Below are 12,774 nucleotides of genomic sequence, written 5' to 3'. Positions count from 1 at the left end.
TCTGTGAATAAAACCACAGAAGGCACCAAGCTGGTAGAGAACGCTGGTAACACCATGGACGAAGTGGTTTCTTCAGTGCAACGTGTGGCAGACATCATCAGTGAGATCTCTGCTGCTTCTACAGAGCAGACTACTGGTATTGACCAGGTGAACCAGGCAGTGACCAGCATGGACGAAACCACGCAACAGAATGCGGCCTTGGTGGAAGAGGCTGCAGCTGCGGCTGAATCCCTGGTGGATCAGGCCAACCAGCTGGCGGATGCTGTTAGTCAGTTCAAGCTTGAGGGACGTGTAGGCGGTGGGTTCGGCCACAGCAGCCAGTCCAGTGGTTTTAAAGCAAGCCATTCTGCGCCTGCGTCACCACCCTCAGTGTCCAGCAGTTTCAGCAGCGCATCGTCCGGGCGACCTGTGGCGGCACCCAAACCGCACGCAGCACCCGCGCCCAAGATATCGGCCAAAACTGGCACCGATGATAGTGATTGGGAAGAGTTTTAACAGGATGTAAAACAAAAAACCGGCTGCTGATGCAGCCGGTTTTTTTATGGCTGCTCATGACGCAGCCAGTTGCCAGCCCTTGTCACAAGCCACTCTGGCCAACATGCGCATTTGAATTTCTTTAGGGTTGCAATTACAGCAAAAGAGCCGAGATTCCCCTTTTTACAGGCAATTCAATTCGGGCTTGTATGTTGAATAATCACCAACATAGGCCAACAAACAAGATAAACAGGCCAGTAACCGGGATTTGGAATCAATTAAGGAGCGGCAAACATGTCCTCATCATCGTTAAATACATTGACGTTGAGTACATTGGCGGGAAAATTTTCTCACATGAAACTCAAGTCACAGTTGGGCTTAATGCTGGCTGTGCTGGGTGCAGGCATTGTCACGACCAGTTACCTGGATAATTTAGGCGATCGCGAGTTGGCGATTCATGGTGCGCATTATCAGCAAATCATCAATCACAAGGATTTAATTGCGGATGTATTGCCGCCGCCTGAATATTTGATCGAATCCTGGCTCACCGTGCTTGAAATGGTGTCTTTGAACAACCAGTCTGTGCAGGCACTGGTGGATAAAGGCAACACACTGAAAAAGTCATTTGAGGAGCGTCATGCCTACTGGCAAACACAATTGCCGGAATCCGCTTTGAAAAGCAGTGTGATAGGCCCTTTGTTTGAGAGTGGCAATCAGTTTTTCAACGTGCGTGACAACGAGGTTATTCCCGCTATCCGCAGTGGTGATAAAAAGCAAATTGATCAGGCCCTGGAAAGATTGCAGGCTGCTTATCAAAAGCATAGACTGGCGGTTGACAATGTCGTCAAACTGGCGAGTAATGGTGCCTTACGCATTGAGCAGCAAACGCCAGTGTTGATTAACCAGAATGAGTGGATTAACTATGGCCTGAATATTGGCCTGATGCTGTTCACTGTGGCAGTGGGTTCGTTATTGATTACGTCGATCAGACGTAATGTGGGTGGTGAAACTTATGAAGCGCTGGCGGCGGCCAAAGGCATTGCCAGTGGTGACTTTAATAGCAGCTCAGAGTCAGATGCCAACAGTGATGATAATGTGATTCATGCCTTAAACCAGGCCAAAGCAACTTTACGCACATTAGATCAGCAAATGACGCATGTCGTGGCTGAGCACGCCAAAGGCAACATCAAGGCCATTATTGATGTCGACAAATTTAGTGGCGAGTATTGCAATATGGCGCAGGATATTAATCGCATGCTCAATATGCATGCCGATATCCTGCACAAAACCAGTCAGTCCATGCAGTTGCTGGGGCACGGTGATTTTAGCGCCCAGCTGGAAACCTTGCCAGGCGATTTAAATGCTTTGAATGTCAGCTTTGACAGCTTGAAGAATAACGTCAAAACACTGATTTCTGATATGGCACAGGTCTCTGCGGCACATGCACAAGGGGAGATTGATGCCTTGCTGGATATTAGCCAGTTTGATGGTGACTTTAAAGCGGTGGCAGAAGGCGTGAACCACATGGTGACGGCTTATGTCAGTGATACCGAGAAGTTTATTGCGGTGATGGACAACATTGGCCGTGGCGACCTGACAGTGCAACTGGAAGCGATGCCTGGTCAAAAAGCCGCCATGAACAAGAGCGTAGACCGCATTCGCGGTAACCTGAAAGGCATTGTCGACTCTGTGAATTGGGTCAATGCCGAGCATGAAAAAGGCAATATTGACATGACCTTGCGTGCAGATATGTTTAAAGGCCAGTTCTCAGTGCTCGCTGCCAGCATCAACCAGATTGTGGCCGGGCACATTGAATTGAACCAGAAAGCCATGGCCTGTGTGCAGGCGTTTGGCGATGGTGACTTTGACGCACCATTAGAGCGTTTCCCTGGCCAAAAAGCCCAAATTAATCAAACCATTGAGCAAGTACGCAGCAATTTGAAAGCATTGAATGCAGATGCACAAATGCTGGCAGAAGCGGCCCGTGAAGGCCGTGTGACGGTGCGCGCCAATGCCACACAACACCCTGGCGACTATCGCAAGATTGTTGAGGGCATGAACCAGACGCTGGATATGATTGTTGAGCCGGTGCTGACCGTGAAAGCGGCTGCCGAGTCCATCAATATTGCCGCCAAGGAAATTGCCCAAGGCAATGCCGACCTCAGCCGCCGTACCGAAGACCAGGCCGCTAACCTTGAAAAAACAGCGTCCAGCATGGATGAACTGGCTTCGACCGTGAAACAGAATGCTGACAACGCCAAACAGGCCAATCACTTGGCTGCGCAGGCATCAGAAGTCGCCGTTAAAGGCGGTGAAGTGGTCAATGCCGTGGTGAGCACCATGAGTGATATCAACGAAAGCGCACGCAAGATTGAAGACATTATTTCTGTCATCGATAGCATCGCTTTCCAGACCAATATCCTGGCGCTGAATGCGGCCGTTGAGGCGGCACGTGCCGGCGAGCAGGGCCGTGGTTTTGCGGTAGTGGCCAACGAAGTGGGTAGCCTGGCGCAACGTTCATCCGTGGCCGCACGTGAAATTAAAGAGTTGATTAATGATTCCGTAAACAAGACAGCAGAAGGTAGTCGCCAGGTTGAAGAAGCCGGTAACACCATGCATGAGATTGTGGATTCAGTAAAACGCGTCAGTGTCATTATCGGTGAAATTGCCTCCGCCTCTAACGAACAGAGTGCAGGCATTGCCCTGGTCAATGATGCCGTGATCCGCATGGACGATGTGACGCAACAGAATACCGCCTTGGTAGAAGAGGCAGCAGCAGCGGCTGAGTCATTGATGGATCATGCCAATGAACTGGCAACCGCTGTCGGTGTGTTTATCGTGGATGGGCATGCAACAACGCCCGGCCACAAAGCAGGAAATGCAGGCTGGGGCGATGCTTATCGCCAGGTCAGCAACGGTTAGGGTGGTCGCAATCGCCCTTTAATAAGTAGTACTTTTATCAGGAGTTAAAAAAATGGCTGTGATTGATCGAGTGTTAATTGGTGAAGGTTTGGTTATCGAAGATCGCCCAGAGGGTGGCTTGGATTTAAAAAATGTGGCGCACATTGACTTAATTATGGGCCCACGCGGTAGCGCTGCAGAAGACGCATTTTGTCGTACGCTCACCGACCAAAAACAAGGGGTAAACGGTTTATTGGCGATTGCAGCGCCAAACATGATGGTAAAACCAAACACTGTAATGTTTAACAAAGTGACGATTAAAGATGGTCGTCAGGCAACACAGATGTTTGGCCCAGCGCAACGTGGCGTGGCCATGGCTGTGATGGACTGTGTCGCTGATGGCACGATCCCACTGGAAGAGGCTGATGACGTATTTATCTGCGTTGGCGTGTTTATCGACAGCAAAGCAGACATGGATGACCGTATCCAGGACTGGAACTACCGCGCAACGAAAATTGCGATTAAAGCCGCGATTGCCCGCGAGCCTAAAGCCGCTGATGTGGTGAAACAGTACAAAGAAGCCTTGCATCCATTTGCAGCACAAACCCCAGAAGCACAAAACCGCCGTGCTGATGACCAGGCTGCTGCATTGGCAATCTCTCAAATGAAAGAGCGTAGCCAGTTTGCACGCACCAGTGCTGAAACCAAAGCACGTGAAGACAAGCAAGTTGAATTGGCAATTGCACAAATGAAAGATCGTATTGATACAACAAAGGCTTAATTTTTAGCCAATGTTCACCCAACGGATTTGCATAGGATAACGAAGTGAGTGCATTGAAAAAACAAGAACAGGAAGAGCGCGAGTTTTTGTTTACGCGCGATGATTTCGTCAGAATTAAAAGCCTGATTTATCGCCATGCAGGCATTTCATTATCCGATGCAAAGACCGATATGGTGTATAGCCGTATTGGTCGGCGGTTACGCGCATTGGATATGCTCAGCTTCAAGCAGTATCTGGACACGTTGGAGAACCATAACAATGCAGATGAGTGGCAGGCATTTACCAATGCACTGACCACGAATCTGACCTCATTCTTTCGGGAAGAGCATCACTTCCCGATATTAGCGGAACATTTGAGCAAGCTTGCCGCACGCAAGCCTGCCAAACCGATACGCATCTGGTGTTCAGCGGCATCGACCGGGGAAGAGCCTTATTCGATTGCCATCACCGCATGCGAGGCCTTTAATACACTCAAGCCGCCGGTTGAAATTATTGCTACTGATATTGATACCAATGTGCTGGCAACGGCCGCAGCAGGGGTTTATCCTCTGGATCGCATCAAAAAAATGGAAGATGCCAGAGTACGCAAGTTTTTTGAAAGAGGCACTGGCAAGCACGATGGACTGGTGCGTGTGAAGAAGGCGGTACGCGAGTTGATTCATTTCCATCAGCTCAACTTGCTGGATACACAATGGCCATTTCACGACGGCTTTGACGTGATCTTTTGTCGCAACGTCATGATTTATTTTGACAAGCCGACACAAGGCAAGATTATTGATAAATTTGTCACCTTAATGCATGAAGACAGCTTGTTGCTGGCCGGACATTCGGAAAACTTTTTATATGTTTCCGATCACCTGCAACTGTTAGGAAAAACCGTCTATAAATTAAAAACCAGTGGCGCGGCACGTTCCAGCCTGTTTACGCATCGGAAATCGACATGAGTGTCATGCAAGAAGAAATTTCAACCACCCTGTATTTTGACAGGACGTTTAACACAAACGCCGCCAAAATCTCACCAGGGGAGTATTACTACACCGATAAGGACATGCTGATTGTCACTGTGCTCGGTTCGTGTGTGTCTGCCTGTATCCGCGACAGCCGTACCGGCATTGGCGGCATGAACCACTTCATGCTACCGGAAGGTGGCAGTGCGGATAAAGACAGCCCGGTTTCTGAATCTATGCGCTATGGCACCTATGCCATGGAAGTATTGATTAACCAGTTGCTGCGTAATGGCGCCAAACGAGAAAACCTGGAAGCGAAGATTTTTGGCGGCGGCAATGTGTTGCGCAGTTTTACCACCAATAACGTGGGTGACCGCAACGCGGCTTTCGTTAAAAAATACCTCAAAGAAGAAGGTATTAAAGTGACTGGCGAAGACTTGCTGGATATCTATCCGCGTAAAGTCTACTTTTTTCCCAAAACGGGCAAAGTGCTGGTTAAAAAACTGAAACAACTGAACAACTACACCTTGGTCAAGCGCGAACAGGCTTACTCCAGCAAGCTGCGGACCAACGATGTGGGTGGCGATATCGATTTGTTTTAATAATAATTAAAAAGAGGGCATGCCATGAAAACAAAAGTGCTCGTGATAGATGATTCGGCACTGATCCGCAGTCTGCTGAGCGAGATTATCAATGACACCAAGGATCTGGAAGTGGTCGGTACCGCGCCGGATCCCCTGGTGGCTAGAGAAATGATCAAGCAATTGAACCCGGATGTATTGACCCTGGACGTGGAAATGCCACGCATGGATGGGTTGGATTTTCTGGAAAAACTCATGCGCTTGCGCCCGATGCCAGTGTTGATGGTGTCTACGCTGACTGAAAAGGGCTCTGAAATTACACTGCGTGCGCTGGAACTCGGCGCGACAGACTTTGTGACCAAGCCTAAAATGGGCATTGCACAAGGCATGCAACAGTATGCGGACGAAATCACAGACAAAATCCGCACCGCCTCCAGGGCTAAAGTCAGTACTTTGCAAAGTATTGCCAAGGCCTCGAATACGCAGGTGCAACAAAATGCGATCCGCAATCCGCTGATCAGTAGTGAAAAGCTATTGATTATCGGTGCCTCTACAGGTGGCACCGAGGCGATTAAAGCAGTATTGATGCAAATGCCATCAGATTGCCCGGGAATCCTGATTACCCAGCATATGCCAGCCGGATTTACCAAGTCTTTTGCCGAGCGCCTGAACAGTTTGTGCAAAATTGCGGTGAAAGAAGCGGTGGATGGTGAGCGTGTCTTGCCAGGCCATGCGTATATCGCCCCTGGTGACAAACATTTGTTGCTGGCCAGAAGCGGTGCGAACTATGTGACCAAGCTGTCAGACAGCGAGCCGGTCAATAGACATAAACCTTCAGTCGATGTATTGTTTGATTCTGCAGCCATCAATGCGGGTAAAAACGCAGTGGGTATTATCCTGACTGGCATGGGCAAGGATGGCGCTGCAGGGATGCTGCGCATGAAGAATGCTGGTGCCTATAATTTTTCACAAAATGAAGAAAGCTGCGTAGTGTATGGCATGCCGCGCGAGGCAGTCGCGCATGGTGGCGTCCATGAGGTGGGGCATCTGAAAGACCTGCCGCGAATGGTGCTACATTATTTAGCTACTAATAGTGAACGTGCCCTGCGTGTGTAACGTAGTGGTGAACAAACAGACAAATCCCGGTTTTATTGACAATAGCATTGCGTGTCATTTGTCAGATAATCAATGCTACGGGATAGGTAACTAATGATAGTGGAGTAACAAATGGGCAACCCTAATACAAAATTTCTGGTAGTGGACGACTTTTCCACCATGCGTAGAATCGTACGTAACCTGCTCAAGGAGTTGGGTTATAACAATGTGGAAGAGGCCGAAGATGGCGCGGATGCATTGAACAAGCTGCGTAATGGTGACTTTGAGTTTGTGGTCTCGGACTGGAATATGCCGAACATGGATGGTTTAACCATGTTGCAGAATATCCGTGCAGATAACAAGCTCTCTAAATTGCCAGTACTGATGGTGACCGCCGAAGCGAAGAAAGAAAACATCATCGCAGCGGCACAGGCGAAAGCAAATGGTTATGTCGTGAAACCATTTACGGCAGCCACCCTGGAAGAGAAATTATCCAAAATCTTTGAAAAATTGGAAAAAGGCGAGGTGTAACCATGACCGAAGCTGTCAATCCTAATCAGGATAATCTTGTCGTGGACATTGCTGCCACCATCATGCAAGACCTGAATGGAAATCAACAAGAAGAAATGATCAGCCGGATTGGTCACATGACACGCTCGCTGCATGACAGCTTGAGTGGCTTGGGCTATGACAAAGTGCTTGAACAGGTCGCCCAGGAAATCCCTGATGCACGTGACCGTTTGAGCTATGTCGCTAAAATGACAGAGCAGGCTGCAGAGCGTGTGTTAAATGCGACAGATCAGGCCACGCCGCTGCAATCTGAATTGGCAGACCGTGCCGGTGCATTAAAACAGCGCTGGGAAGAGGTGATGCAACGTGCCTCACTGAAGTCAGAATATGATGCCGTGGTGCAGGAAACATTGGCTTATTTGGCATTGGCCAACGAACATACCACCACCACGAAGTCGTTGCTGATGGATATCATGATGGCGCAAGACTTCCAGGACCTGACTGGTCAGGTGATTAAGAAAGTCACCACGCTGGCGCAAGACCTGGAAAGACAACTGGTGCAAGTGCTGGTTGATTTTGCCCCACCAGTGAAAAAAGACGATGATTCTTTATTGAACGGCCCACAAATTGATCCGCATAATACGGTGGATGTGGTGGCTAACCAGGAACAGGTCGATGATTTGCTGGAAAGCCTAGGCTTCTAATGTTGTATCGGCTTATCAAAAAAGGCATCCTTGGATGCCTTTTTTATTTACTGCAAGCCTATGCGTTGCTCAGGCTGCAACTGCGTCAACTCTTCATCTGAATATAAACGGCCACGTGTAATAAACGCCATGCCACTGCCACAATCCAGTGAGAATGAACCGCTGGAACCAGGCATCGCATCCAGTATGGTATGCGTGCTGTGCATAAAGCTGAAGTGGCTGTCGCTCATGTAAAAAATGGCGCCGCCAGGTAAATCACCCAGCTTCACGTCTGCCGGGCTAGGCCTGAATTCTGCGGCTGGCAGACACATGGGGCCACTGCCTTCGCAACAGCCACCAGACTGGAAAAAAACGATAGGGCCATGTTGTGCCGTCAGTTGTTCAATCAGTGCAACGGCCGCTGGTGTTGCAGAAACGCGCTCAGTCATTTATCTCTCCCCGTTGATCTTGCCATCATGACATTATAGATAAAAAAAGGAGCGAAAAATTCGCTCCTTTTTTAAGCCTTCATACTTGCCTGGCGTTTACCCGGAAATTAGAAGAATCCCAATTTTTTCGGGCTGTAGCTGACCAGCATGTTTTTCGTTTGCTGGTAGTGATCTAACATCATTTTGTGGGTTTCACGGCCAATACCAGACTCTTTGTAACCACCAAATGCGGCGTGTGCAGGGTAGGCGTGGTAACAGTTGGTCCAGACACGGCCAGCCTTGATGCCACGACCCATGCGATACGCACGGCTGCCGTCACGTGTCCATACGCCTGAGCCCAGGCCGAAGATGGTGTCGTTAGCAATGCTCAAGGCTTCCGCTTCGTCTTTAAACGTCGTCACAGCCAAGACCGGTCCAAAAATCTCTTCCTGGAAGATACGCATTTTATTATGGCCTTTGAACAGCGTTGGCTTGATGTAATAACCTTCTGCCAAATCACCGCCCAGAATATTGCGCTCGCCACCACACAGTTGCTGCGCGCCTTCCTGGCGGCCGATATCCATGTACGACAGAATCTTGTTCACCTGGTCCTGAGAGGCTTGTGCGCCTATCATGGTGTTTGGATCCAGCGGGTTGCCTTGCTTGATTGCGGCCACGCGTGGCAATACACGCTCCATAAACTTGTCGTAAATGGATTCCTGGATCAATGCACGGGAAGGGCAGGTACAGACCTCGCCCTGGTTAAAGGCAAACAGCACCAGGCCTTCAACAGCTTTATCCAAAAAGTCATCGTCAGCGGCCATGATGTCTTCAAAGAAAACGTTAGGCGATTTGCCACCCAACTCCAGCGTCGCAGGAATCAGGTTGTTGGCAGCCGCCTGGGCAATATAACGGCCAGTGGCGGTTGAGCCGGTAAAGGCGATTTTGGCGATACGTTTGCTGGTAGACAACGGCGCGCCGACTTCACGGCCAAAGCCATTCACCACGTTAATAACACCAGGTGGCAGCAAATCTGCAATCACTTCCATCAAAATCAACAAGCTGATCGGGGTAAACTCTGCAGGTTTCATCACCACTACGTTACCTGCTGCTACCGCTGGCGCCAGTTTCCAGGCTGCCATCAGAATAGGGAAGTTCCATGGAATAATCTGGCCAACGACGCCCAGCGGTTCATGGAAGTGATAAGCCACGGTGTTTTCATCCAGCTCACTGATGCTACCTTCTTGCGCGCGCAAAGCACCGGCAAAGTAGCGGAAGTGGTCAGCGGCTAACGGGATGTCAGCATTCAGCGTTTCACGAATCGGCTTGCCATTGTCCACGGTTTCTGCAGTGGCAATCAGTTCAAGGTTTTGCTCAATGCGGTCAGCAATTTTCAGCAAGAGGTTAGAACGTTCAACGACTGAAGTTTTGCCCCATTTGTCTGCCGCCGCATGTGCCGCGTCTAATGCCAGCTCGACATCTTCAGCGCTGGAGCGTGCAGCCTGGGTATATGGTTTACCGGTAATGGGTGAAATCACATCAAAATATTCACCTTTCACCGGCGCAACCCATTTGCCACCGATAAAGTTGTCATACTTGGCTTTGTATGGGACTTTGACGCCCATCGCCTTAAGAAGATCCAAACTCATAGTTACTCCTGTACTTTTTCTATTAATGTTATAGCAGAACTGCTCTCCAAACCGCTTGCATCAAATCGCAATTAGCTATCGCGATAAACATGCCTTAACACCTTATTTTACAAGGCTTAGGCGACTGTTTGTGTGCTAAACATTAAACCTTCATGCTGACAAAAGCAAGCCTTTTTAGATAACTTTTTGATGATTTATAAGAGTGCTGAGTGGTGTTATAGAGTGCGTTTTTATGGCCTGTTTTGACCGATGCGCGCCTGAAAAAAATCCATTAAATTGTTTGGCGGCAAAGAGTTTTATGGGCTATAATCGCGCCTTCTTTCGGAGAGATGGATGAGCGGTTTAAGTCACCACCCTGGAAAGGTGGCATAGGGGCAACTCTATCGAGGGTTCGAATCCCTCTCTCTCCGCCAGCAGTAAAGTGAAGCCTGTTTTCTGTTACTAATCAATATGTTACAGAGTGCAGGCTTTTTCTTTTTACCTTACGCTTTTACCTTACGTTTTGCGTGATGTTTCTTAGCTCGTTGATGTATTTTTACGACAACATATATAAGGAATAAACATGCAGCGCTTAGCTTCAACTCTTAACAAACTGACAACACCTTTCGCTCACCGTATCGCTTTCGAGACAGTAGAGTCCTCTGGCTTATTCGAGACATGGAGAGAGGGTGGGGCGCTTAATGTGTTGCTTGGAGGGAAGCTTAAGGTCATCCTCTGCTAATGTATACTTGAGGCTATGCATTACTTTTCTGAAAAGCAACGAGTCGAGCAGTTGAGAAGCCTCATAGGCTTTATTAATTTGCTTATTCCTGCCCTTCAGGAAAGTAAGCAATATGTGGATAGTATTGAGACCCTCCAAGAGGCCGCTTTAGAAGCTAATAGGCTTTTGGTAGAAGGGTTTGTTCAGGATGACTTAAGCAATCTTAGTCGAAGCGTCCCACGCCTTTTCTGGTTACATAAGGAATGGTGTCCTCCCCTGGAGGCTGATGGTTTAAGTGAGCCATTATGGTTTAAAACGCTAGCGTCATTAGAAGCGAAAGTGACTGAAGCATCCGAAAGGTTACGAGTTATAGGTGAATACTAAGCTCATCCTTTGGCTTAATCTACGAAGCATACATAGATACAGACATTAATACCCGACTAAAGCATAAGGTTATTAACAAAATAGGTAGCGAGAGAGTCCCTTTAAGGGTCAGCTTTCACTACCTATTATCGTTTCTACTGCATGGCTTGGAGTTTCTTAAGGTCAATCTTGAGGCTGTAACGCTTCTTCAGTAGAGGCTTAATCTTTCTCCATGGAATGTTACATTCATACAGCGATACCGCGAAGGCGTGGGCATCATTGTATAAGTCCAGATACTCAGGAAAGCCCTCAAGGATGTCTCGAATGGTTTTCTTGTACTTTGTGCGAACTTGTCCAGCAGTAAGGCCAGTTAAGACCTCACAGAGATTGTTCAGATGCTTGCTCGAATACTGCACAGAGTTAGCTATGCCGAATCGTATGCATGATGCAACATACAGGCGCTTGTCTAACCGCACTGGCACTGAAGCTCGGCTAAAGTTGAACTCAGCAAGCTTAAAGACAATGCGCTCCATGTCTAGGAAGTAAGAGCGCACCTCCCAGCCTTGCTCAGTGTTTGCTTGCATCGCCAAATGAGCAGCAATGTTCCTGCTTAGGATGTAATCCTTCGTCGGCTTACCTGCTTTGCTAGAGTCTTCAAATACGGAAATTTCCGCATTTAGATTTGGGTTGTCTATATATCCTTTAAGGTGATAGCTAGCCCAATCGGTAAATCGTTTATGGGGCTTCCCAAGCTTAGACCACAGCTTTCTAGCGTCAATGCACGGGATAGTTGCATCCTCCATGTATGGCAAGACACGTCTCACACGCATGGCTCGCTTAGCTGAAGCTACACTCAGACCAAACCTAAGCAAATGCTTAAAGGTGACATTGGAATGGCTGATAGTTAATGAACGTCCATCACGGACTTGGTTAATACTCATATTGATTACTTCCTTATGTTGTACCTCTCCTGACTGTCCCTTCTCCCATAGCCTCATCACCAGCCATCAATAAGGGCTAGCTATAGAAGCAATCAAGAAAGGTACGACAGAAAGATGGTGATTAATTAAAGATGATTAGCCTAGGGTTAGGCTGGAGGGTGTTACTTAGATTGGTATTACTAATGAAACGATGGTTATCGGTAATGACACATTGAGATAATGTCTAACCATTGTTTAAGGCTCACTCCTAACTAGAACTAGGAAGATACTTAAAGGAACGCTTAGAGTGTTTCCTTACCACTAGGGGGAGTTGTAAGTAGCGTTTAGAATTAGCTTTAGTGTTGCTCTACCACTAGTGGGGGGAATTAAAGATAAACACTTTAAGATAGAGCTTGAGTGTTTCCTCTCCACTAGGGCGGGGAACTAACTTCAGCCAGCTAAAGAGTGAGTTTGAGCATGTCTTTACCACTAGTGGGGTAATCCTGAAATAGCTTAAGGAATGTATTGGTGTTGCTCTACCACTACAGGGGGGAATTGAATTGTCTAAAGCTAATCTTTTAGGAGTGTTCTGTTACCACTAGTGTGGGGAAATAGTAACTCATTGTTTTTAATAACAAATGTGTATCTCTTAAAGCAGTCCTAAAAACGCTTCAAAATCCAGCCAATACCGAAGCCTAGGTCAACCCAAAATAACGCGCTGGAGGTCGATTCTGAGGGGCCT

At 48.1% G+C, this 12,774-nt stretch carries 12 protein-coding genes and 1 tRNA gene; 10 read left to right on the top strand and 3 right to left on the bottom strand.

What is annotated here, in order from left to right; genetic code table 11:
* The 8 genes from INP79_RS12355 to cheZ all read left to right on the top strand — a co-directional run.
* The coding region (locus INP79_RS12355; protein ID WP_228519936.1) for a methyl-accepting chemotaxis protein at nt 1-495 on the top strand (495 nt) is incomplete at its 5' end.
* Between the two features lie 333 nt (nt 496-828).
* Nucleotides 829-3,396 (top strand): methyl-accepting chemotaxis protein, encoded by a 2,568-nt coding sequence (locus INP79_RS12350; protein WP_194754523.1) that lies wholly within the window; start codon nt 829-831, stop codon nt 3,394-3,396.
* Between the two features lie 52 nt (nt 3,397-3,448).
* Complete coding sequence (gene fae, locus INP79_RS12345) at nt 3,449-4,156, top strand: formaldehyde-activating enzyme (RefSeq protein WP_194754522.1); 708 nt, start codon at nt 3,449-3,451, stop codon at nt 4,154-4,156.
* A 44-nt stretch (nt 4,157-4,200) separates the two neighbouring features.
* Complete coding sequence (locus tag INP79_RS12340; RefSeq protein ID WP_194754521.1) at nt 4,201-5,100, top strand: CheR family methyltransferase; 900 nt, start codon at nt 4,201-4,203, stop codon at nt 5,098-5,100.
* Nucleotides 5,097-5,705 (top strand): chemoreceptor glutamine deamidase CheD, encoded by a 609-nt coding sequence (gene cheD / locus INP79_RS12335; RefSeq protein ID WP_194754520.1) that lies wholly within the window; start codon nt 5,097-5,099, stop codon nt 5,703-5,705. The genes INP79_RS12340 and cheD overlap by 4 nt, the downstream gene beginning before the upstream one ends.
* A gap of 24 nt (nt 5,706-5,729) precedes the next feature.
* Entirely contained in the window at nt 5,730-6,800 is a 1,071-nt protein-coding gene (locus INP79_RS12330; RefSeq protein ID WP_194741958.1) for a chemotaxis response regulator protein-glutamate methylesterase, read from the top strand.
* 111 nt (nt 6,801-6,911) lie between these two features.
* On the top strand, nt 6,912-7,310 hold the full coding sequence (gene cheY / locus INP79_RS12325) for a chemotaxis response regulator CheY (RefSeq protein ID WP_019882316.1): 399 nt from the start codon (nt 6,912-6,914) through the stop codon (nt 7,308-7,310).
* A gap of 2 nt (nt 7,311-7,312) precedes the next feature.
* The gene (gene cheZ, locus INP79_RS12320) at nt 7,313-7,993 is read left to right on the top strand and encodes a protein phosphatase CheZ (RefSeq protein WP_194754519.1); all 681 of its coding nucleotides are present in this window, start codon (nt 7,313-7,315) and stop codon (nt 7,991-7,993) included.
* Between the two features lie 47 nt (nt 7,994-8,040).
* On the opposite strand, the gene INP79_RS12315 is transcribed toward cheZ, so the two are convergent.
* Both INP79_RS12315 and INP79_RS12310 read right to left on the bottom strand, forming a co-directional pair.
* Nucleotides 8,041-8,421, bottom strand: a complete 381-nt coding sequence (locus tag INP79_RS12315; RefSeq protein WP_194741960.1) for a DUF779 domain-containing protein — start codon at nt 8,419-8,421, stop codon at nt 8,041-8,043.
* Between the two features lie 107 nt (nt 8,422-8,528).
* The gene (locus tag INP79_RS12310; RefSeq protein WP_194754518.1) at nt 8,529-10,049 is read right to left on the bottom strand and encodes an aldehyde dehydrogenase family protein; all 1,521 of its coding nucleotides are present in this window, start codon (nt 10,047-10,049) and stop codon (nt 8,529-8,531) included.
* A gap of 323 nt (nt 10,050-10,372) precedes the next feature.
* On the opposite strand from INP79_RS12310, the gene INP79_RS12305 reads away from it, so the two are divergent.
* Nucleotides 10,373-10,462 (top strand) — tRNA-Ser (locus INP79_RS12305).
* A 323-nt stretch (nt 10,463-10,785) separates the two neighbouring features.
* Nucleotides 10,786-11,133 (top strand): hypothetical protein, encoded by a 348-nt coding sequence (locus INP79_RS12300; RefSeq protein WP_194754517.1) that lies wholly within the window; start codon nt 10,786-10,788, stop codon nt 11,131-11,133.
* Nucleotides 11,134-11,267: 134 nt separating this feature from the next.
* Here INP79_RS12300 and INP79_RS12295 read toward each other — a convergent pair whose 3' ends face one another.
* Complete coding sequence (locus INP79_RS12295; protein WP_194754516.1) at nt 11,268-12,053, bottom strand: antA/AntB antirepressor family protein; 786 nt, start codon at nt 12,051-12,053, stop codon at nt 11,268-11,270.
* Between the last annotated feature and the right edge of the window lie 721 nt (nt 12,054-12,774).

Origin of the sequence: Methylophilus sp. QUAN (assembly GCF_015354445.1) — a bacterium.
In the GTDB taxonomy this organism is placed as follows: domain Bacteria; phylum Pseudomonadota; class Gammaproteobacteria; order Burkholderiales; family Methylophilaceae; genus Methylophilus.
This window is presented reverse-complemented; position numbering and strand designations above follow the sequence as displayed.

Excerpts from the sequence above, each read along its gene's own strand:
- INP79_RS12350 (WP_194754523.1), top strand. The coding sequence starts at position 829 with ATGAAACTCAAGTCACAGTTGGGCTTAATGCTGGCTGTGCTGGGTGCA.
- fae (WP_194754522.1), top strand. The coding sequence starts at position 3,449 with ATGGCTGTGATTGATCGAGTGTTAATTGGTGAAGGTTTGGTTATCGAA.
- cheD (WP_194754520.1), top strand. The coding sequence starts at position 5,097 with ATGAGTGTCATGCAAGAAGAAATTTCAACCACCCTGTATTTTGACAGG.
- INP79_RS12330 (WP_194741958.1), top strand. The coding sequence starts at position 5,730 with ATGAAAACAAAAGTGCTCGTGATAGATGATTCGGCACTGATCCGCAGT.
- cheY (WP_019882316.1), top strand. The coding sequence starts at position 6,912 with ATGGGCAACCCTAATACAAAATTTCTGGTAGTGGACGACTTTTCCACC.
- cheZ (WP_194754519.1), top strand. The coding sequence starts at position 7,313 with ATGACCGAAGCTGTCAATCCTAATCAGGATAATCTTGTCGTGGACATT.
- INP79_RS12315 (WP_194741960.1), bottom strand. The coding sequence starts at position 8,421 with ATGACTGAGCGCGTTTCTGCAACACCAGCGGCCGTTGCACTGATTGAA.
- INP79_RS12310 (WP_194754518.1), bottom strand. The coding sequence starts at position 10,049 with ATGAGTTTGGATCTTCTTAAGGCGATGGGCGTCAAAGTCCCATACAAA.
- INP79_RS12300 (WP_194754517.1), top strand. The coding sequence starts at position 10,786 with ATGCATTACTTTTCTGAAAAGCAACGAGTCGAGCAGTTGAGAAGCCTC.
- INP79_RS12295 (WP_194754516.1), bottom strand. The coding sequence starts at position 12,053 with ATGAGTATTAACCAAGTCCGTGATGGACGTTCATTAACTATCAGCCAT.